This is a genomic window from Streptomyces sp. TE5632 (assembly GCF_054061295.1).
In genome coordinates this window covers 5,633,408-5,652,972 of the sequence record NZ_JBSSEA010000003.1, presented here as the reverse complement: position 1 = coordinate 5,652,972, position 19,565 = coordinate 5,633,408, and the positions used below count along the sequence as shown (strand labels likewise).

At 71.6% G+C, this 19,565-nt stretch carries 16 protein-coding genes, 1 tRNA gene and 2 pseudogenes; 10 read left to right on the top strand and 9 right to left on the bottom strand.

Annotated elements, in window-relative coordinates:
- The first annotated feature begins 236 nt into the window (after nucleotides 1-236).
- Both ACVW19_RS30940 and metX read left to right on the top strand, forming a co-directional pair.
- Entirely contained in the window at nucleotides 237-1,598 is a 1,362-nt protein-coding gene (locus ACVW19_RS30940) for a bifunctional o-acetylhomoserine/o-acetylserine sulfhydrylase (protein WP_457463574.1), read from the top strand.
- Complete coding sequence (gene metX, locus ACVW19_RS30935) at nucleotides 1,595-2,746, top strand: homoserine O-acetyltransferase MetX (protein WP_457464858.1); 1,152 nt, start codon at nucleotides 1,595-1,597, stop codon at nucleotides 2,744-2,746. Before ACVW19_RS30940 ends, metX begins: the two co-directional genes overlap by 4 nt.
- A 222-nt stretch (nucleotides 2,747-2,968) precedes the next feature.
- Here metX and ACVW19_RS30930 read toward each other — a convergent pair.
- Nucleotides 2,969-3,042: transfer RNA gene (locus ACVW19_RS30930), tRNA-Pro, on the bottom strand.
- An 81-nt stretch (nucleotides 3,043-3,123) separates the two neighbouring features.
- Nucleotides 3,124-3,258: pseudogene (locus ACVW19_RS30925) on the bottom strand (catechol 2,3-dioxygenase); the annotation flags it as partial.
- Between the two features lie 169 nt (nucleotides 3,259-3,427).
- Here ACVW19_RS30925 and ACVW19_RS30920 point away from each other — a divergent pair.
- On the top strand, nucleotides 3,428-4,591 hold the full coding sequence (locus ACVW19_RS30920; RefSeq protein WP_457463572.1) for a Gfo/Idh/MocA family protein: 1,164 nt from the start codon (nucleotides 3,428-3,430) through the stop codon (nucleotides 4,589-4,591).
- Between the two features lie 3 nt (nucleotides 4,592-4,594).
- Here the strand turns inward: ACVW19_RS30920 and ACVW19_RS30915 are convergent, their stop codons facing one another.
- On the bottom strand, nucleotides 4,595-5,209 hold the full coding sequence (locus tag ACVW19_RS30915) for a TMEM175 family protein (RefSeq protein WP_457463571.1): 615 nt from the start codon (nucleotides 5,207-5,209) through the stop codon (nucleotides 4,595-4,597).
- Between the two features lie 83 nt (nucleotides 5,210-5,292).
- Nucleotides 5,293-6,324, bottom strand: coding sequence for a LacI family DNA-binding transcriptional regulator (locus ACVW19_RS30910; protein WP_457463570.1), 1,032 nt, complete (start codon nucleotides 6,322-6,324; stop codon nucleotides 5,293-5,295).
- Between the two features lie 115 nt (nucleotides 6,325-6,439).
- On the opposite strand from ACVW19_RS30910, the gene ACVW19_RS30905 reads away from it, so the two are divergent.
- The 3 genes from ACVW19_RS30905 (at nucleotide 6,440) to ACVW19_RS30895 (ending at nucleotide 9,519) form a co-directional block, all read left to right on the top strand.
- Nucleotides 6,440-7,627, top strand: a complete 1,188-nt coding sequence (locus ACVW19_RS30905) for a phytanoyl-CoA dioxygenase family protein (RefSeq protein WP_457463569.1) — start codon at nucleotides 6,440-6,442, stop codon at nucleotides 7,625-7,627.
- A 27-nt stretch (nucleotides 7,628-7,654) separates the two neighbouring features.
- Nucleotides 7,655-8,431 (top strand): SDR family oxidoreductase, encoded by a 777-nt coding sequence (locus tag ACVW19_RS30900; RefSeq protein ID WP_457463567.1) that lies wholly within the window; start codon nucleotides 7,655-7,657, stop codon nucleotides 8,429-8,431.
- Between the two features lie 83 nt (nucleotides 8,432-8,514).
- The gene (locus ACVW19_RS30895) at nucleotides 8,515-9,519 is read left to right on the top strand and encodes a Gfo/Idh/MocA family protein (RefSeq protein ID WP_457463565.1); all 1,005 of its coding nucleotides are present in this window, start codon (nucleotides 8,515-8,517) and stop codon (nucleotides 9,517-9,519) included.
- A 52-nt stretch (nucleotides 9,520-9,571) separates the two neighbouring features.
- Here the strand turns inward: ACVW19_RS30895 and ACVW19_RS30890 are convergent, their stop codons facing one another.
- From ACVW19_RS30890 to ACVW19_RS30870, 5 genes are read right to left on the bottom strand one after another with little or no spacing between them, the layout of a single operon-like run.
- Entirely contained in the window at nucleotides 9,572-10,591 is a 1,020-nt protein-coding gene (locus ACVW19_RS30890; protein ID WP_457463563.1) for a Gfo/Idh/MocA family protein, read from the bottom strand.
- A gap of 56 nt (nucleotides 10,592-10,647) precedes the next feature.
- Entirely contained in the window at nucleotides 10,648-11,550 is a 903-nt protein-coding gene (locus tag ACVW19_RS30885) for a sugar phosphate isomerase/epimerase family protein (protein ID WP_457463561.1), read from the bottom strand.
- Between the two features lies 1 nt (nucleotide 11,551).
- The gene (locus tag ACVW19_RS30880) at nucleotides 11,552-12,463 is read right to left on the bottom strand and encodes an ATP-binding cassette domain-containing protein (protein ID WP_457463559.1); all 912 of its coding nucleotides are present in this window, start codon (nucleotides 12,461-12,463) and stop codon (nucleotides 11,552-11,554) included.
- A gap of 5 nt (nucleotides 12,464-12,468) precedes the next feature.
- A complete protein-coding gene (locus ACVW19_RS30875; RefSeq protein ID WP_457463558.1) occupies nucleotides 12,469-13,545 on the bottom strand; it encodes an ABC transporter permease in 1,077 nt (358 codons plus the stop codon).
- Complete coding sequence (locus ACVW19_RS30870) at nucleotides 13,545-14,564, bottom strand: sugar ABC transporter substrate-binding protein (protein WP_457463556.1); 1,020 nt, start codon at nucleotides 14,562-14,564, stop codon at nucleotides 13,545-13,547. The genes ACVW19_RS30875 and ACVW19_RS30870 overlap by 1 nt, the downstream gene beginning before the upstream one ends.
- A gap of 311 nt (nucleotides 14,565-14,875) precedes the next feature.
- Between ACVW19_RS30870 and iolC the strand changes: the two are divergent.
- The 4 genes and pseudogenes from iolC (at nucleotide 14,876) to iolD (ending at nucleotide 19,558) form a co-directional block, all read left to right on the top strand.
- Nucleotides 14,876-15,879, top strand: a pseudogene (gene iolC, locus ACVW19_RS30865) (5-dehydro-2-deoxygluconokinase).
- A 13-nt stretch (nucleotides 15,880-15,892) separates the two neighbouring features.
- Nucleotides 15,893-16,768, top strand: coding sequence for a Cgl0159 family (beta/alpha)8-fold protein (locus ACVW19_RS30860; protein WP_457463554.1), 876 nt, complete (start codon nucleotides 15,893-15,895; stop codon nucleotides 16,766-16,768).
- Between the two features lie 28 nt (nucleotides 16,769-16,796).
- Nucleotides 16,797-17,690, top strand: coding sequence for a 5-deoxy-glucuronate isomerase (gene iolB / locus ACVW19_RS30855; protein WP_457463553.1), 894 nt, complete (start codon nucleotides 16,797-16,799; stop codon nucleotides 17,688-17,690).
- Nucleotides 17,687-19,558, top strand: coding sequence for a 3D-(3,5/4)-trihydroxycyclohexane-1,2-dione acylhydrolase (decyclizing) (gene iolD, locus ACVW19_RS30850; protein WP_457463551.1), 1,872 nt, complete (start codon nucleotides 17,687-17,689; stop codon nucleotides 19,556-19,558). Before iolB ends, iolD begins: the two co-directional genes overlap by 4 nt.
- Nucleotides 19,559-19,565 lie beyond the last annotated feature (7 nt).

Below are 19,565 nucleotides of genomic sequence, written 5' to 3'. Positions count from 1 at the left end.
TTCGCGCTCACCTGGCCGTAGGCTGGCGTCGGTGACACGCTGCAACCGACCACACACGTGTCACCACTACGGCGTGCCGCGCGAGAAACCGACACCCACGTCGGCACGTGGTCCTCTCCGACACCCTGATCCCCGGGGACAGGGACATCCGGCACGCCCCCGCACCCCACAGGTACGCCCGCGGATCCGCACGCCCACCGGTCGTCCGCGCCCGCACTGCGCACGAGGAGCACATCATGAGCCAGCCCACCGAACCCGGCACCGCCACCGACACGCCCGAGGGGACGCCCACCGGTCCCGACACGTCGGCCTGGTCGTTCGAGACCAAGCAGGTCCATGCCGGTGCCGAACCCGATCCCACGACCGGGGCCCGGGCCACGCCGATCTACCAGACGACCTCGTTCGTGTTCCGGGACACCCAGCACGCCGCCGACGTCTTCTCGCTGGCGGAGCCGGGGAACATCTACACCCGCATCCACAACCCCACCCAGGACGTCCTCGAGCAGCGCGTCGCCGCCCTGGAGGGCGGAGTGGCGGCGGTGGCCCTGTCCTCGGGGCAGGCCGCACAGACGCTGGCCCTCCTGACGCTCGCCGGGACCGGCGACCACATCGTCTCGGCCACCTCGCTGTACGGCGGAACGTACAACCTGTTCCGGCACACCCTGCCGAAGTTCGGCATCGAGGTGTCCTTCGTCGACGACCCCGACGACGCCGAGGCCTGGCGCGCGGCCATCCGGCCCAACACCAAGGCGCTCTACGCCGAAACACTGGGCAACCCGCGGAACAACGTGCTCGACGTGCGGGCGGTCGCGGACGTGGCCCACGGCGCGGGCGTGCCGCTGGTCGTGGACAACACGATCGCCACGCCCTACCTGCTGCGTCCGCTCGAGCACGGCGCGGACGTCGTGGTGCACTCGGCGACGAAGTTCCTCGGCGGGCACGGCACCACGATCGGCGGCGTGGTCGTGGACGGCGGAACCTTCGACTTCGGCGCACACGCCGAGCGGTTCCCGGACTTCACCGAGCCCGACGCCAGCTACCACGGCCTGCGGTACTGGCCGGCGCTCGGCCCCGGCGCGTTCGCGATCAAGCTGCGTGTCCAGTTGCTGCGCGACCTCGGACCGGCCATCGCCCCGCACTCCGCGTTCCTGCTGCTGCAGGGCGTGGAGACGCTGAGCCTGCGCATGGAGCGGCAGACGGCCAACGCGCTGGCGCTGGCGGAGTGGCTGGAGCAGCGCGACGAGGTCGCGGTGGTGCACTACCCGAGCCTGCCGTCCAACCGCTGGTACGAGGCGGCGCAGAAGTACCTCCCCCGCGGTGCCGGCGCGGTGTTCTCCTTCGAACTGAAGGGCGGTGTCGAGGCGGGCAGGCGGTTCGTGGACGGTGTGGAACTGTTCAGCCACCTCGCCAACATCGGTGATGTGCGCAGCCTGATCATCCACCCCGCGTCCACCACCCACAGCCAGCTGAACGAGGAGCAGCTCGCGGCGACCGGAACCGCGCCGGGTCTGGTGCGGCTGTCGGTCGGCATCGAGAACCTCGCCGACCTCAGGGCCGACCTGGAGTCCGGTTTCCGCGCGGCCAAGGGCGCCTCCTGAACGCCTTCGCAGCCTCCGGAACATCGGTTCCCCTCCCGCCGGCCACCGGGGCCTGGCGGGAGGGGGACCCGCCCGGGCGGCGTCAATGGCATGCCCTCGGCACGCCGCTGCCGCTGGAGGCGGGCGGTGAACTCCCCGGCGTGGAAATGGCGTTCGAGACCTGGGGGCGGCTTGCGCCGGACGGTTCCAACGCCGTGCTGGTGCTGCACGCGCTCACCGGTGACAGCCACGCGGCCGGACCGGCCGGACCCGGTCATCCCACGGCCGGCTGGTGGGACGGACTGATCGGGCCGGGGCTGGCCCTCGACACCGACCGCTGGTTCGTCGTCGCCCCGAACGTGCTGGGCGGCTGCCAGGGCAGCACGGGGCCGGCCTCGCCGCACCCCGGCGGGCGGCGCCGGTGGGGCGGTGCCTTCCCGTATCTGACCCAGCGGGACCAGGTCGCCGCCGAGACCCGGCTGGCGGACGCGCTCGGTGTGCAGACGTGGGCGCTGGTGGTCGGCGGTTCGATGGGAGGGATGCGTGCCGTGGAGTGGGCGGTGACGCATCCCGAGCGCACGGGGGCGCTGCTGCTGCTCGCCACCACGGCGGCCGCGAGCGGTGAGCAGATCGCCTGGTCCACCCTCCAACTGCAGGCCATTCGCAGTGATCCGCACTGGCACGGCGGCGACTACCACGACACCGGCCGGGGGCCGCACGCCGGGCTGGGGATCGCCCGGCGCATCGCCCACGTCACCTACCGCAGCGAGCCGGAGCTGTCGGCCCGGTTCGGCCGGGCGCCCCAGGGGGCGGAGGACCCGTGGCGCGGCGGCCGGTACCAGGTCGAGTCGTACCTCGACCATCACGCGGTCAAGCTCGTCCGGAGGTTCGACGCGGGAAGCTACGTGGTGCTGACGGAGGCGATGAACGGCCACGACGTGGGACGCGGCAGGGGTGGCGTCCGTGCGGCCCTGCGCCGGGTGACCGCGCCCGCGCTGGTGGCCGGGGTCGACTCGGACCGCCTCTATCCGCCGTCCCAGCAGGCCGAGCTGGCCGCGCAGCTGCCCGGTGCCGACCGGCTCAGAGTGGTGGAGTCGCCCTACGGACACGACGGTTTCCTCCTCGAGACGGAACAGGTCGGCGCGCTGATCAGCGAGTTGCTGGGCTGACCTCCGCTCCCCGTCGCGACGCGTCGTCGGTGGTGTGCTGCGCCCTGCCCATGCCGCGCACCACTGACGACCCTCCTGGAGCAGCCCGACGACCGACCCCCGCAGTCCTGCGACTGCCCGTGCACGACCTCGAGCGGCTCGACCGCAGCCCCTGCCGGATCATCCTGTCCGGCAATGGGAAAGGCCCCCACGGGCTTTTGCCCGTGAGGACCTTCTGTTCTGTCGGGACGACAGGATTTGAACCTGCGACCCCTTGACCCCCAGTCAAGTGCGCTACCAAGCTGCGCCACGTCCCGTTGCGTTCCGCGCGGCGAACCGCGTGATCTCGCAGGTCAACCTTACCTCACGTGGAGCGCGGTCCGTCGACCGACGGTGTGCCGTGGGTACGGGTTGCACAACTCGACGTGGTTGCCGCCCGGTTCGCAGCCCTGGAGGAAGAACGTCTGCCGAATGGCGTGCTCGTGCGGTCCCGTCCCGATGAACACGCCGGTGCCGATGGTGAGATCGGCCGAGGAAGTCGACGTGGTCGAGCCGCCGTGCTCCCACGTCCCGGTCGGGTTCGGCCCGAGACTCCTTGACACCCTCACCCGAACACGCTCAAGGTTTGTCTGGACAAGCAGGACGGATCTTGAACGGATGACGGAACGGTCCGGTGACGGAACGGTCCAGGGAAGGGCTCTCATGGTGGATACGCTCGGTGTCGCCGTCGTCGGATTCGGCTGGATGGGGCGGGTGCACACCCAGGCGTACGCGCGCGTGCCGCACCACTATCCGCAGCTCGCCCTGCGCCCTGAGCTGATCACGGTCGCCGAGGAGGTGCCGGGCCGGGCCGAGGAGGCCGCCGCGCAGTTCGGGTTCGCCGGCACGACCCGTGACTGGCGCGAGGTGGCCGCCGATCCGCGGGTCCGGGCGGTCAGCATCACGGCCCCGAACTTCCTGCACCGCGAGATCGGTGTCGCGATGGCGGAGGCCGGGAAGCACATCTGGATCGAGAAGCCCGTCGGTCTCACCGCCGAGGACGCCCGCGCGGTGGCCGACGCCGTCGCCAAGGCCGGTGTCCGCAGCGCGGTCGGCTTCAACTACCGCAACGCGCCCGCCGTCGAGGCGGCCCGCACGTTGATCGCCTCCGGTGACATCGGCACCGTCACCCATGCCCGCATCCGCCTGTTCAGCGACTACGCCGCCCACCCCGAATCCGCTCTGACCTGGCGCTACGAACGGGAGCGCGGCGGCAGCGGAGTCCTCGGCGACCTGGCCTCGCACGGCGCCGACCTGGCCCGCTTCCTGCTCGGCGACATCGCCTCGCTGACCGCCGACACGGCGATCTTCCTGCCGGAGCGGGCCCGCCCGGCCGGGGCCACGGCCGGCCACTCCCGCGCCACCGGCGGCGAACTCGGCCCGGTGGAGAACGAGGACTACGTGAACTGCCTGCTGCGCTTCGCCTCCGGCGCGCGCGGGGTGCTGGAGGCCTGCCGGGTCTCGGTCGGCGAGCAGAACAACTACGGCTTCGAGGTGCACGGCACCAAGGGCGCCGTGTTCTGGGACTTCCGCCGGATGAACGAACTCGGCGTCAGCCGCGGCACCGCGTACCAGGACCAGCCGGTGAGCACGGTCTACGTCGGTCCGGGCGACGGTGAGTTCGGCGCGTTCCAGCCGGGCGCGGCGAACGCCATGGGCTACGACGACCTCAAGGTCGTCGAGGCGTACCGGTTCCTGCGTTCCGTCGCCGAGGGCGTCCCGTACGGCGCCACCCTCGTCGACGCCGTGCACAGCGCGAGCGTGCTGGACGCGATGGCCCGGTCGGCCCAGCAGGGGGCATGGGTGACGGTGGACGCGGCGTCGTGAGCGTCAGCCGGAAGCCGCCGCCTGCCTGCGGCCCAGCCAGGCCTTGACCGGGATCAGCACCAGCCACCACCACATGGCGGCGGGCCCGATCAGCAGGGCCAGCGGGATGGTCACGAGGAACACCACCACCGTCACGCCCAGGTCGACGGCGGAGAGCCTCTCGTCGCGCACGGGGGCCGCGTCGCCGCGCAGCCAGGGGCGTCGGGCGAGGAGGGCGGCCAGCGCGAGGTGGACGCCGCCGAGCGAGGCGACCGCCGCCGCGTAGATGACGACGGAGGCCCGTTCCTCGCCGTACTCCGAGATCAGTGCGGTGGGGAACGGCAGCAGTGCCGCGAGGCCCAGACCGAGCACGGTCAGTGAGATCACCTGTCCGTCCACCTGCCGGACGGTGCGGAACAGCGTGCGGTGGTCGCGCCAGAACCCGGCCAGCACATACAGGCTGATCCCGTAGGCGCCCAGGTTGGGCAGCAGCCCGCGCAGCGCCTCGCGGTACTCCCCGGAACGCAGTCCCTGCGGCACGGAGAGGTCGAGGACGAGCAGCGTGATGGCGATGGCGAACACGCCGTCGGCGAGCGTCACCAGCCGTTCGGGCCCACCTTCCGGGGTCGGGTTCCTCATGCGCACGACGGTAGGCAGCCCCGATCCGCCGGGCCGGGGTACACGCCCGGCCCGCCGCCCGTTCACCACGCGCCGTCACTCCGTCACGTCATGGTCTGCGGCGGCATGTTGTAGGGCGTGACCACCTGGATCGGGGACGGCAGGGTGGGGCCCGCGGGCGGCAGGGCGCCGTGCGCGCGCATCACGATGTGGCAGGCCTCGCGCAGGTCCTGGCGCAGGTCGTGGTGGAGCACCGCGGACAGGCGGTGCTCACGCAGCAGCCGGGTGTTGTCGTGGTCGAGGTCGTGTGCGACGAACACGGCGCACTCCCGCCCGGCGTCCTCGAAGGCACGCAGGGTCGCGATGTTGCCGCCGCCGATCGAGTAGACCGCGCGGATGTCCGGGTCGTGGTCCAGGGCGGCCCGGACGAGGTCGTACTGGGTGGTGTCCAGGCCCTGGCCCTCGGCGATCTCGACGAGGGCGCGCCCGGGGTGCCGGGCGCGCATGGCGGCCCGGAAGCCCATCTCGCGTTCCTCCTCGTTGCGGAAGAATCCGCTGCTGAGGCTGGTGAGCACATGGCCGGGCCGGTCCCCCAGCCACTGGCCCACGAGATAGGCGGCGGTGGCGCCCGCGGCCCGGTTGTCGCTGCCGACACAGCCGATCCGGGCGCTCGTCGGCAGGTCGGTCACCAGGGTCACCACCGGGATGCCCGCCGCGGCGAGCCGGCCGACGGCGGCGGTGATCCCGGGGACGTCCGGCGCCTTGAGGATCACGCCCTGCGAGCCGCGCCGGGCGATCCGGTCGAGGACGGCGGTCAGTTCGTCGGCGGGGCCGGTCTCGCGGAAGTGGAAGCGGGAGCGGACCACCGCCGGGTGCAGCGCGGGCAGTTCGGCCTCCAGGGCGGCGCGCACGGCGGTGGAGAACCGCTCGGGCGACTGCATCACGATGTCCACCATGAACGTGCGGCCGACCAGCCGGACCTGGGTGCGCTGCCGGTCCAGGTCGGCGATCGCGCGGCGCACCTCCTGCGCGGTGCTCTCCCGCACCCCGCCGCGGCCGTTGAGGACCCGGTCGACCGTGGCCTCGCTCAACCCTGCCTGACGTGCGATCTCCCTGATCGGGAAGGGGTGGCCCATGCGCCGGCTCCTGAGACTTCTGAGGGGTTTTTGATGGCTGGCTGATGGTTGTTCGAAGGCTTTGTACTGACAAGAATGGCAGAGCCGAGTCCCCCCGTGACCCGAAGGGACGAACATGTCCTTCTCCACCGCTTCCACCCCGGCCCGGCCGTCCACGGAGCAGCGGCCCTGGCTGTCCGAGCAGGACTGCGACCTGGACGCCTTCCGTGCCCTGGTCGAGCAGACCACGGAAGGCGCCGACTACCCGCACGCCTCGGCCGTGGAGCAGAACGTGCTGCTCTACGACGCCGACCGGCTCGCCCTCGCGGACCGCCGCGACGCACAGGCCGAGCTGGTGCGCGCCCTCTCCGGTGGCCCCGGCATCGTGGTCGTCCGGGGTGCCTTCCCCGACCCGGCGGTCGTGGACCGGGCCACCGCCGTGTTCGACGCCCTGATCGCCGAGCAGCGCGCCACGGGCGCCACCGCCGGCGACCACTTCGCCGCGCCGGGCGCCAACGACCGGGTGTGGAACGCCCTGGAGAAGACCGCCCTGCACGACCCGCAGGCCTTCGCGGACTACTACGCCAACGACGTGATCGCCCTGCTCTCCTCGGCCTGGCTCGGCCCCGGCTATCAGGTCACCTCCCAGATCAACGTGGTCAACCCGGGCGGCGCCGCCCAGACCGTGCACCGCGACTACCACCTGGGCTTCCTCTCGGGCGAGGTCGCCGCCGCCTACCCGGCGCATGTGCACCACCTCTCCCCCGTGCTCACCCTCCAGGGCGCGGTCGCGCACTGCGACATGCCCGTCGAGTCCGGTCCCACGCTGTATCTGCCGCACTCGCAGAAGTACGGGCCCGGCTACCTCGCCTGGCGGCTCCCCGAATTCCAGGCGTACTTCGAGGAGCACCACGTGCAGCTGCCGCTCGCCAAGGGCGACGCGGTCTTCTTCAACCCGGCGCTGTTCCACGCCGCCGGCGCCAACCGCTCGGCGGACATCCGGCGCATGGCCAACCTGCTCCAGGTGTCCTCCGCGTTCGGGCGGGCCATGGAGACGGTGGACCGCGAGGCCGTGACCGGAGCCGTCTACCCGGCGCTGCTCAGGGGCCGGGCGGAGGGCGCCGGCGAGCAGTGGCAGGAGAACGTGATCGCGGCGAGCGCCGAGGGCTACCCCTTCCCCACCAACCTCGACAACGACCCGCCGGTCGACGGTCTGGCCCCGCCCTCGCAGGCCGACCTGGTGCGGCGGGCGCTGCGCGAGGAGTGGACCGCGCGGACCCTGCGGGACGCGCTGCGGGCCGCCGCCAAACGGCGCGACAGCTGAAAGGACCCGGACCCCCGGAACACAGTCATGGGACTTCTCGACGACAAGGTCGTCCTCGTCAACGGCGGCAGTCAGGGCGTCGGCGCCGCCGTCGCGCGGGCCGCCGTCCGCGAGGGGGCGGCCGTGGCCGTCACCGGGCGCCGTCCCGATCCAGGTGAGGCCCTGGTGACGGAGCTGACAGCCGCGGGCGGCGAGGCGATGTTCGTCCGCGCCGACCTGGCGGACGCCGAGCAGGCGAAGGGGTCCGTCACCCAGGTGGTGCGGGCCCACGGCCGGGTCGACTGCCTGGTCAACTCGGCGGGGCTGACCGCGCGCGGCACGCTGCTGGACACCACACCGGAGCTGTTCGACCAGCACATCGCGATCAACCTCAGGGCACCGTTCTTCGCCATGCAGGCCGCCGTGGCGGACATGGTGCGTCGCGAGGCGCCCGGCACGGTCGTCAACATCATCACTTCGTCGGCGCACGGCGGGCAGCCGTTCCTGGCGCCCTATGTCGCCGCCAAGGCCGGACTCATGGGCCTGACGAGGAACGCCGCGCACGCCCACCGGTGGGACCGGATCCGGGTCAACGGGCTGAACATCGGCTGGACGGCGACCGAGGGCGAGGACGCCACCCAGCGCACCTTCCACGCCGCGGGCGACGACTGGCGCGAGCGGGCCGCCGCCCGGCTGCCGATGGGCAGGCTGGGCCGGCCGGACGAGATCGCCGACTTCGTGGTCCTCCTGCTGTCCGACCGCTCCGGCGTGGTCACCGGCTCCGTGATCGACTGGGACCAGAACGTCCTCGGCGGCCTCGACTGACCTCCCCCGCTCCGCCGCAGCCCGCTCGTACGCACCCCCGCACCCCGCACCCCGCACCCCGCACCCAAGGAGCACCGCCACCCATGCGCATCGGAATCCTCGGTCTCGGCCGTATCGGCGCCTTCCACGCCGAGACCCTCTCCGGGCTCGACGCCGTCGAGTCGCTCGTCGTCTCCGACCCCTTCGCGGACGCCGCGAAGGCCGCCGCGGACCGGTTCGACGCCGAGGTCGCCGACTCCCCCGAGGCCGTGCTCGCGGCCGGGGTGGACGGCGTGGTGGTCGCCGCGGCGACCGACGCCCACCCGGGGCTGATCCTCTCCTGTGTCGAGGCGGGCGTCCCCGTGTTCTGCGAGAAGCCCGTGGCCGGCACGATGGCCGAGGGCGTACGGGTGCTGAAGGCGGTCGAGGGCCGGGACGTGCCGATCCAGATCGGCTACAACCGCCGTTTCGACGCCGCCTTCGTCGCCGCGCGGGCCGCCGTGCACGGCGGCGAACTCGGCACGCTGCACACCGTGCGCTCCACCACGCTGGACCCGGCGCCGCCGCCGGCCGCGTACATCGCCGCGTCCGGCGGCATCTTCCGCGACTGCTCCGTGCACGACTTCGACATCATCCGCTGGGTGACCGGCCGTGAGGTGACCGAGGTGTACGCGGTGGGCGGCAACCGGGGTGCCGACTACATCAAGGAGGCGGGCGACGCCGACACCACCGGCGCGATCCTCACCCTGGACGACGGCACCATCGCCGTGGTGTCCAACAGCCGCCACAACGCCCGGGGTTACGACGTCCGCATGGAGATCCACGGCTTCGAGGACTCCATCGCGGTCGGCCTGGAGGACAAGCTGCCGCTCCGGTCGGTGGAGCCGGGCGTGACGTTCCCCTCCGGCACCCCGCACGACTTCTTCATGGACCGCTTCACCGCGGCCTACCGGGCCGAACTGACCGCGTTCACCGAGGTCGTGGCCGGGTCCCGCCCCTCTCCGTGCACGATCGAGGACGCGCTGGAGGCGGGCTGGATCGCGGAGGCCTGCACCCTCTCGCTGCACGAGCACCGCCCCGTCACCCTCGAGGAGGTACGTCAGGCATGAGCGTGGGGGCCGTCCTTCGAAAGGACGGCCCCCATCCACGCGTCACGTCGTCTCACCGGTACAGCGGGGGTTTCTCCACCAGTTCGACCGCGACCCGGCCGCCTTCCTCCAGGGCCCGCACGCCGGCCTCGCAGACGGCGGCCGCCGCGTAGCCGTCCCAGGTGCTGGGACCGGTGACCTCGCCCCGGCGGGTGGTGTCCACCCATGCCTGGACCTCGTCGTCGTAGGCCCGGGCGAAGCGTTCGGCCCAGTCCTGGGCGATGGTGCCGCCCCAGCGGCCGGCCATGTTGGTGACCAGGTCGTGGCCGTCGCCGATGCGGGCGGTGCCGCGTTCGCAGACCACCTCGGCCTGGACCTGGTAGCCGAAGCCGCAGTTGACGAAGATCTCGACGTCACTGATCGCGCCGCCGTCGGTCTCCAGGACGACGAACTGCGGGTCGCGCAGTCCGTCCGGGGCACCGGCGGAGGGGGTGGGGCGCAGTACCGTGACCGCGGTGATCTCGTGGCCCAGCAGCCAGCGGGTGGCGTCCACTTCGTGCGCCACGGAGTCGCTGATCAGCATGGAGCTGGTGAAGAACGGCGGGCTGGCCACGTTGCGGTGCCGGTTGTGCAGCATCAGGGGGCGGCCCAGCTGCCCGCTCTCCAACAGGGCTTTGAGACGGACGTACTCGGCGTCGTAGCGGCGCATGAAACCGACCTGGACGCGGCGGTGGCCGAGTGCCTGTTCGGCTTCCACGACACGCAGCGCGGAGGCCGCGTCGGGGGTGAGCGGCTTCTCGCACAGTACGGGCAGGTCGTGCTCGAACGCGGTGAGCAGGGCCGCCTCGTGGGCCGGCCCCGGGGAGGCGATGAGGACGGCGTCGACGTCGGCCGCCGCCATCGCGGCGGCCGGGTCGGTGTGGACGGTGCAGCCGTCGACGCCGGCGGCCACCGCCTTGGCCCGTTCCGCGTCGACGTCGACGACGGCGGTGACCCGCGCGCCGCTGATGACCCGGTCGATCCGGCGCACATGGTCCGCGCCCATGCGGCCCGTGCCGATGACGGCGATTCGCAGGGGTTCCTGCCGGTTCATGTCGTCGCCTCCCCTTTCCGGGTGGTCGGGTTTCCGGGTGGTGGGGCTCCTGGCCGTCAGGCGCCGCAGGAGCGGAGGAACTTGCGGGTGCGGACCGCGATCGGCAGCGGCTTGTCCGGTTCGCAGGGGTACATGTCCTGCTCGACGATCGCGAACAGGTCCACGCCCAGCTTCTGGGCGGCCGTGAGGACCGGGCCCAGCTCCGGTACACCGGCGGGCGGTTCGCACATCACGCCGCGCTGCACGGCGGGGCCGAACGGGATCTCGTTCTCGACCACGTCGGCGAGGATCTCCGGGTCGACCTGCTTGAGGTGCAGATAGCCGATGCGTTCGCCGTAGGTCTCGATCAGCTTGACGCTGTCGCCGCCGCAGTAGGCGTAGTGGCCGGTGTCGAGGCAGAGGTTGACCAGGGAGGAGTCGGTGGAGTCGAGGAAGCGCTCGACGTGTTCCTCGGTGTCGATGTGGGTGTCGGCGTGCGGGTGGACGACGATGTCGAGACCGTAGGTGTCCCGCACCTGGCGGGCGAGGCGTTCCATGCCCCGGGTGAGGTGGCCCCACTGCTCGGTGGTGAGCTCCGGGGCCTCCAGGATCTCGGCGGTCTTGTCGTCGCGCCAGAAGGACGGGATGACGACGAGGTGCTCGGCGCCCATGGCCTGGGTGAGGGAGGCGACCCGGCCGACCTGCTCCCAGGTGGACTCCCACTCGGAGGGGCCGCGGTGCAGTCCGCAGAAGATGGTGCCGGCGGAGACCCTGAGGTCCCGCTTCTTCACCTCGTCGGTGAGGCGGGCGGGGTCGGTCGGGAGGTAGCCGTAGGGGCCGAGTTCGATCCAGGAGTAGCCGGCCTCGGCGACCTCGTCGAGGAAGCGCTGCCAGGGCACCTGCTGCGGGTCGTCGGGGAACCAGACGCCCCAGGAGTCGGGGGCGGAGCCCACCCGGATGCGGTCCAGCGCGACTGCCATGTCAGGTCTTTCCTTCCGGGGATGCCGCTGCGGGGGTCTGGAGGTCTTCCGCCTCGGGGAGCTCCTCCACGTCGACGCCGCGCACCTGCGCCAGCTCGTGCTTGAGGGCGGCGAGTTCGGTACCGCCTGCCATGTGGTTGGTGAGTTCCTCGAGGGTGACGTCGCTGCGGGAGGCGGAGAGCTCCATGGTGCCCAGGCGCAGGACGCTGAAGTGGTCGCCGACCATGTAGGCGTGGTGCGGGTTGTGCGTGATGAAGATGACGCCGAGGCCGCGGTCGCGGGCGGCGGCGATGTACTTCAGCACCACACCGGACTGTTTGACGCCGAGCGCGGCGGTGGGCTCGTCGAGGATGAGGACGCGGGCGCCGAAGTAGACGGCACGGGCGATGGCCACGCACTGGCGCTGGCCGCCGGAGAGGGTGCCGATGGGCTGCTCCAGATCGTCCAGGACGATGCCCATGTTGCGCAGTTCCTCGTCCGCGGTCCTCTTCATCCGGTCGATGTCGAGGCGGCGCAGGGGCCAGGGGCCCTTGGTCATCTCGGAACCGAGGAAGAAGTTGCGCCACACCGGCATCAGCGGGACGACGGCGAGGTCCTGGTAGACGGTGGCGATGCCCTGGTCGAGGGCCTCGCGCGGGGTGGAGAAGCGTACCGGGGTGCCGTCGACGAGGAACTCGCCCTCGGTGTGCTGGTGCAGTCCGGAGACGATCTTGATGAGGGTGGACTTGCCGGCGCCGTTGTCCCCGAGGATGCAGGTCACCTTGCCGGGGTGGACGGTCAGGTCGACACCGTGCAGGGCACGGATGTTGCCGTAGGACTTGCCGGCGCCGCGGAGTTCGACCAGGGGGTGCTCCCCGTCCGGGGCGGTGTCCTTGAGGACGGCACCGTGGGTGCCGGTCGTGTCGTCGGTCATCGCTGTCACCTCCGGGTCGCCGTGCGCTGGACCCACAGATTGATGAGGACGGCGCCGAGGAGCATGACGCCGAGGAAGGCCTTGAACCAGTCGGGGTTCCAGCCGGCGTAGACGATGCCCTGCTGCACCATGCCGAACATGAAGGCGCCGAAGACCGGGCCGATCGCGGAGCCGTAGCCGCCGGTCATCAGGCAGCCGCCGATCACCGCGGCGGCGATGTAGATGAGCTCCTGGCCCACGCCCTCGCCGGACTGCACGGTGTTGAAGGAGAACAGCTGGTGCATGCCGACGAACCAGGCGCCGAAGCCGACCAGCATGTACAGGGAGATCTTGGTGAAGTTCACCGGCACGCCGACGGCGCGGGCGCTCTCCTTGTTGCCGCCGACCGCGAAGATCCAGTTGCCGTACTTGGTGCGGAGCAGCACCCAGGCGGCGAGGACGGCGAAGACCAGCCACCACACGATGGTGATCTTCACCTGGACGCCGCCCAGCTCGAAGCTGGAGGCGAAGAGGGCCTTGGCCTGGTCGAAGCCGTCCATGTCGCTGATGTCGTCGGTCGCGACGTTCCCGGTGACCGTCTTGGTCACGGCCAGGTTGACGCCCTGGAGGATCAGGAAGGTGCCGAGGGTGACCAGGAAGCTGGGCAGGCCCGTCTTCATCAGGAACCAGCCGTTGAACATGCCGACGGCGAGGGACACCGCGAGGGCGGCGATGACGCCCACCCATACGTTCATGGACAGCTGGTAGGCGAGCATGCTCGCGGTGAGCGCCGAGGTGACCACGGCGACGCCGGCCGAGAGGTCGACCTCGCCGCCGATCATCAGCAGCGCCACCGGCAGGGCCATGATGCCGATGGTCGAGGACTGGTACAGGATGTTCGCCATCGAGCTGCTGTCCCGCATCGGCGGGGCGGCGATCAGGAAGAACACCAGGACGACCACGACGCCGAGGAAGACGCCGACCTCGGGCCTGGCCAGCAGTCTGCGGACCGGTGTGCGCGGCGCGGTGCGGCCGTCGTTCGCCTTCGGGCCGGGGGCCGGCGGTGGGGTCACCGCCGGCTCAGCCTGTCGGGTCATACTCATCACCGAGTGCCCTTCGCGGCGTGCTCGGAGACCGCGTCGACGTTGGACTTCTCGACGAACGCCGGGCCGGTCAGCACCGGCTGCTCACCGCCGCCGCTGTAGTTGCCGTTGTTCTCGTAGAGCCACAGGCCGTCGATGGCGAGGTAGCCCTGGAGGTAGGGCTGCTGGTCCACGGCGAACTCGATGTCGCCGGCCTGGATCGCCTTGGTCAGGTCCTTGTTGAGGTCGAAGGTGGCGACCTTCGCCTTGCTGCCGGCGTCGCCCACCGACTGCACCGCGGTCGGCGCGAACGGGGCGCCGAGGGTGGCGACGTAGTCGATGGCGGAGTCCTGCTTGAGCTTGGCGGTGATCGTCGACTTCACCGACGGCATGTCGGTGCCGTTGACGTTGAGAATCTGGGTCTTGCCCTCGAAGGTCTTCTTCAGGCCGTCGCAGCGCTGGGTCAGGCCGACGTTGCCCTGCTCGTGGATGACGCAGACGGTGTTCTTCGCGCCCACCTCGTTCAGCTTCTTGCCGAAGGCCTCACCCGCGACGGACTCGTCCTGGCCGAAGAACTCGAGCAGGCCGAGGTCCTTCCAGTCGCTCAGACCGGAGTTGAGGCCGACGACGGGTATGCCGGCCTTCGTCGCCTTGGCTATGACGCTCTTGAGCGCGTCCGGCTTGGCGAGGGTGACGGCGATGCCGTCGACCTTCTGGTCGATCGCGTTCTGCACCAGGTTGGCCTGGTTGCCCGCGTTCGGGTCGGCGGAGTAGACGAGCTTGACGTTGTCCTTGGCGGCGGCGGCCTCGGCGCCCTTGCGGACGATGTCCCAGAAGGTGTCACCGGGCGCCTGGTGCGTGACGAGGGCGACCGTCATGCGGGGCGTGCTCGCCTTGCCCGCCGAGGAGGCGTCCGCGCCTTCCTCGGACTTCTTGCCGCCGGAACCGCTGGAGCAGCCGGCAAGCGTCAGGGCGGCCGCCGCGGCCGCCGCGACGAACGGCGCGATTCTGCGGGGGCGGTTGTGAGAAGAGCGGTCCATCTTTGCCTGCACCTCACTGGCTACGCGGAAAAAGGGCGGGTTCCGAGGGTCCTCCCCGGAGCCTCGGACGTCCGGTCTGTCGTGCGAAACGGCTGTCGTGCTGGGACGGGATCAAATCCCTTGACGCGCACTCTGTCAATACTTTGTTAAGACATCATTTCACTAGCTAGTCCGAATGTAAGTACAAACTATTGACAGCGTTGCCCTCCGCGACCTACACCTGAGAGGCGGCAGGTCCCTGGCTTCCACGTCCCCACCGTCGCAGGGCGCCAGGGGACCCGCATCCCCTGCAGTTCGAGGAGCTTCGCTCGATGACCGACTCAGACGCACCACAGTATTTCGACCTGATCACCATGGGTCGCATCGGGGTCGACCTTTACCCGTTGGAGACCGGTGTTCCGCTGGCGAAGGTCGAAACGTTCGGAAAGTTCCTCGGTGGTTCGGCCGCGAACGTCGCGGTGGCCGCCGCCCGCCTCGGCCGTGCCACGGCGGTGATCACCCGCACGGGGGACGACCCCTTCGGCGCCTTTCTGCACGAGGCGCTCAAGGAGTTCGGCGTCGACGACCGCTGGGTCACCCCGGTCGCCGCGTACCCGACGCCGGTCACCTTCTGCGAGCTCTTCCCGCCGGACGACTTCCCCCTGTACTTCTACCGTCGGCCCAAGGCCCCCGACCTGGAGATCCACACCGCCGAACTGGACCTGGCGGCCGTCCGCGCGGCCGGGATCTTCTGGATCACCGGCACCGGTCTGAGCGAGGAGCCGAGCCGGTCGGCGACGCTCGCCGCGCTTCAGGCGCGCGCCAAGGCCGGCACCACCGTCTTCGACCTGGACTGGCGTCCGACGTTCTGGCGCGATCCCGACCAGGCCCGCCCCCACTACCGCGAGGCACTGCGGCACGCCACGGTCGCGGTCGGCAACCTCGACGAGTGCGAGGTCGCCACCGGTTTTGTGTGCGCGAGCCCGAGGCGTGCGCCGAGGCGCTGCTGGCGGCCGGTGTGGAACTCGCGGTGGTCAAGCAGGGCCCGAAGGGCGTGCTCGCCGTGCACCGCGACGGCACCCGCACCGAGGTGCCGCCGGTCCCGGTCGACGTGGTCAACGGGCTCGGCGCGGGCGACGCCTTCGGCGGCTCGCTCTGCCACGGTCTGCTCTCGGGGTGGAACCTGGAGCGGACCATGCGTCACGCCAACGCCGCCGGCGCCCTCGTCGCCTCGCGCCTGGCCTGCTCGTCCGCCATGCCGACCGGGCCGGAGGTCGACGATCTCCTCGCGCGGGCCGTGCCACCGGGCGACGCGAGCCTGCCGAACCAGCCCTGAACGGAGTCCTCTCTTGAACCTCAGCATCTGTGACCTCACCGCGGTCCGGGCCCGGCATCCGGAGGCCGTCGCCGAGGCGGCGGCCCGCCGGGCGCGCCGTCCGCTGATCGGCGACAGCGGGCGGCTGATGATCGTGGCCGCCGACCATCCCGCGCGGGGCGCACTCGGCATCGGCGACCGGCGGCTGGCCATGGCCGACCGCGCCGATCTGCTGGAACGTCTCTGCGTCGCCCTGTCCCGGCCCGGTGTCGACGGGGTACTGGCCACCGCCGACGTCCTGGAGGACCTGCTGCTGCTCGGCGCGCTGGAGAACAAGGTCGTCATGGGGTCGATGAACCGCGGCGGGCTGGCCGGCTCGGCCTTCGAGATGGACGACCGCTTCACCGGTCACCGCCCCGAGGACATCGAGCGGTTCGGCTTCGACGCGGGCAAGCTGCTGGTCCGCATCGACTACGACGACCCGGGCTCCCTGACCACCCTGGAGTCCACCGCCCGCGCCGTCGACGCCATGGCCGAACGCCGGCTCCCGGTGTTCGTGGAGCCGTTCATCTCACGCCGGGTCGACGGCAGGGTCCGCAACGACCTGTCGGCCGAGGCCGTCATCCGCTCCATCACCATCGCCTCCGGCCTCGGCGGCACCTCCGCCTACACCTGGCTGAAACTCCCCGTCACCGAGAACGCCGACGACATGGCGGAGGTCCTGCGGAGCTCCACCCTGCCCGTCGTCCTGCTCGGCGGCGAGGTCGGCGACCAGGAGGCCGCGTACGAGCGGTGGGGCAAGGCACTGAGACTGCCCTCCGTGCAGGGCATGGTCGTCGGCCGCTCACTGCTCTACCCGGCGAGCGGCACCGTGGAGTCGGCGGTGGACACGGCCGTCGGCCTGTTGTGAGAAGCCCGTTCCGAGACGGAGGCATGCCATGACGTACCACCTTCCCGCGGGCAAGGCCCACGCCGGCCCCTACGTCGTCGACGTGACCCCGAAGACCGCCGGCTGGGGGTACTCCAGCCTGCGCGTGCTGGAACTGCCGCCCGGCGGCAGCCACACCTTCGACACCGGCGACAGCGAATGGATCGTGCTGCCGCTGAGCGGCGGCTGCACGGTCACCGCGGACGACGACTTCGGCCACGACACCTTCGAACTCACCGGCCGCACCGGCGTGTTCGACGGCGTCACCGACTTCGCCTATGTGCCGCGCGACGCCCGCGCGAGCGTGACCTCCGCCGCCGGCGGCCGGTTCGCCCTCACCGGCGCCCACTGCACCCGCCGCCTGCCCGCCCGCTACGGACCGGCCTCCGACGTCCCCGTGGAGCTGCGCGGCACCGGGAACTGCTCCCGGCAGGTCAACAACTTCGGGGCGGCCGGGGTCTTCGAGTGCGACAAGCTGATCGCGGTCGAGGTGATCACCCCGGGCGGCAACTGGTCGTCCTTCCCGCCGCACAAGCACGACGAGCACCGGCCGGGCGAGGAGTCCGTGCTGGAGGAGATCTACTACTTCGAGTTCGCCGGCCACGACGGCACCCCCGGCCTCGGCTACCAGCGGGTCTCCCCCTCCGGTCCGGGCCGGGAGACGGACGTGCTCGCCGAGGTGCGCGACGGCGACGTCGTCCTCATCCCGGACGGCTGGCACGGCCCGTCCATGGCGGTGCCCGGCCACCACATGTACTACCTCAACGTCATGGCCGGCCCGGAAGCCGAACGGGCCTGGCTGATCTGCGACCACCCCGACCACGCCTGGATCCGCGACACCTGGCCGGACCAGCCGGTCGACCCCCGCCTCCCCCTCTACACCGCCCCCGAGAGGTCCGCATGAGCGCCCCCACCCGCCGACTGACCACCGCCCAGGCCCTGGTGCGTTTCCTGTCCGCCCAGTACACCGAGCGGGACGGCGTGCGCCACCGGCTGATCGCGGGCACCTGGGGCATCTTCGGCCACGGCAACGTGGCGGGCGTCGGGCAGGCACTCGTCGAGTACGCCGACGTCATGCCGTACCACCAGGGCCGCAACGAGCAGGCCATGGTGCACGCGGCCGTCGCCCACGCCCGCCAGCTCGACCGGCTCTCGGCGCAGGCCGTGACCACCTCGATCGGCCCCGGCGCCACCAACCTGGTCACCGGTGCCGCCCTCGCCACCGTCAACCGCCTGCCGGTGCTGCTGCTGCCCGGCGACTACTTCGCCTCGCGCGCCGCCGACCCGCTGCTCCAGCAGCTGGAGCACCCGGTCGAGGCCGACGTCTCCGTCAACGACACCCTGCGCCCCGTCTCCCGCTACTTCGACCGGATCACCCGCCCCGAGGCGCTGATCGCCTCCGCGCTGAACGCGATGCGGGTGCTCGCCGACCCGGCCGAGACCGGCGCCGTCACCCTCGCACTGCCGCAGGACGTCCAGGCCGAGGCGTACGACTGGCCGGAGGAGTTCTTCGCCGACCGCGTCTGGCCCGTCCGGCGTCCGGCGCCCGACCCGGCCGAGCTGGCGGCGGCCGCGGCAGCCGTACGGGCCGCCCGGCGCCCGCTGATCGTCGCCGGCGGCGGCATCCACCACAGTGAGGCCGAGGAGGCACTCAAGGCCCTCGTCGACGCCACCGGCATCCCGGTCGCCTCCACCCAGGCCGGCAAGGGTTCCCTGCGCCACGACCACCCGGCCGACCTGGGCGGCATCGGCCACACCGGCACCGCGGTGAGCGACGACCTCGCCCGCACCGCCGACCTGGTGATCGGCGTCGGCACCCGTTACACCGACTTCACCACCGCCTCCGGCACCCTCTTCCGCCACCCGGACGTCCGCTTCCTCAACCTCAACATCACCGGCTTCGATGCCCACAAGCTGGCGGCGCGCACCCTGGTCTGCGACGCGCGCACCGGACTCGAGCAGCTGGCCGGGGCGCTGACCGGGCACCGCGTGGACGCGGCGTACGAGGCGGAGTACCGCGGCGGCAAGGAGCGCTGGGAGCAGGTGGTCGAGACCGCCTACCGCGCCGACGACGAGAACGCCGTACCGACCCAGACCCAGGTGCTCGGCGCGCTCGACGCGGTCGTGGGCGACACGGACGTGGTGATCAACGCGGCCGGTTCGCTCCCCGGCGACCTGCACAAGCTGTGGCGTGCGCGCAGCCCGCGCCAGTACCACCTGGAGTACGGCTACTCCTGCATGGGCTACGAGATCCCCGCCGCCCTCGGCGTCCAGCAGGCCGCACCCGGCACCCCGGTCTGGGCGCTGGTCGGCGACGGCACGTATCTGATGATGCCGACGGAGATCGTCACGGCCGTCCAGGAGCGGCTGCCCGTCAAGATGGTCCTGATCCAGAACCACGGCTACGCCTCCATCGGCGGCCTGTCCGAGGAGACCGGCGGCGAACGCTTCGGCACCGCCTACCGCTACCGGGCCGAGGACGGCACCTTCTCCGGCGCCCCGCTGCCCGTCGACCTCGCCGCGAACGCGGCCAGCCTGGGCATGGACGTGCTGCGCGCCAAGACGGTGCGGGAGCTGCGGGACGCCCTGGCGCAGGCCCGTACCGCCGACCGTCCGACGTGCGTGTACGTCGAGACGGACCCGGCCCCCACCGCTCCCCCGGCCGAGGCCTGGTGGGACGTGCCGGTGGCCGAGGTCGCCTCCCGCGAGGCCGCCGTCCGGGCCCGTGAACGGTACGACGCCCGGGTCGCCGAACGCCGCCGCCACCTCTGACCAGTCC

Excerpts from the sequence above, each read along its gene's own strand:
- ACVW19_RS30940 (WP_457463574.1), top strand. The coding sequence starts at position 237 with ATGAGCCAGCCCACCGAACCCGGCACCGCCACCGACACGCCCGAGGGG.
- ACVW19_RS30920 (WP_457463572.1), top strand. The coding sequence starts at position 3,428 with ATGGTGGATACGCTCGGTGTCGCCGTCGTCGGATTCGGCTGGATGGGG.
- ACVW19_RS30915 (WP_457463571.1), bottom strand. The coding sequence starts at position 5,209 with ATGAGGAACCCGACCCCGGAAGGTGGGCCCGAACGGCTGGTGACGCTC.
- ACVW19_RS30910 (WP_457463570.1), bottom strand. The coding sequence starts at position 6,324 with ATGGGCCACCCCTTCCCGATCAGGGAGATCGCACGTCAGGCAGGGTTG.
- ACVW19_RS30905 (WP_457463569.1), top strand. The coding sequence starts at position 6,440 with ATGTCCTTCTCCACCGCTTCCACCCCGGCCCGGCCGTCCACGGAGCAG.
- ACVW19_RS30900 (WP_457463567.1), top strand. The coding sequence starts at position 7,655 with ATGGGACTTCTCGACGACAAGGTCGTCCTCGTCAACGGCGGCAGTCAG.
- ACVW19_RS30895 (WP_457463565.1), top strand. The coding sequence starts at position 8,515 with ATGCGCATCGGAATCCTCGGTCTCGGCCGTATCGGCGCCTTCCACGCC.
- ACVW19_RS30890 (WP_457463563.1), bottom strand. The coding sequence starts at position 10,591 with ATGAACCGGCAGGAACCCCTGCGAATCGCCGTCATCGGCACGGGCCGC.
- ACVW19_RS30885 (WP_457463561.1), bottom strand. The coding sequence starts at position 11,550 with ATGGCAGTCGCGCTGGACCGCATCCGGGTGGGCTCCGCCCCCGACTCC.
- ACVW19_RS30880 (WP_457463559.1), bottom strand. The coding sequence starts at position 12,463 with ATGACCGACGACACGACCGGCACCCACGGTGCCGTCCTCAAGGACACC.
- ACVW19_RS30875 (WP_457463558.1), bottom strand. The coding sequence starts at position 13,545 with ATGAGTATGACCCGACAGGCTGAGCCGGCGGTGACCCCACCGCCGGCC.
- ACVW19_RS30870 (WP_457463556.1), bottom strand. The coding sequence starts at position 14,564 with ATGGACCGCTCTTCTCACAACCGCCCCCGCAGAATCGCGCCGTTCGTC.
- iolB (WP_457463553.1), top strand. The coding sequence starts at position 16,797 with ATGACGTACCACCTTCCCGCGGGCAAGGCCCACGCCGGCCCCTACGTC.
- iolD (WP_457463551.1), top strand. The coding sequence starts at position 17,687 with ATGAGCGCCCCCACCCGCCGACTGACCACCGCCCAGGCCCTGGTGCGT.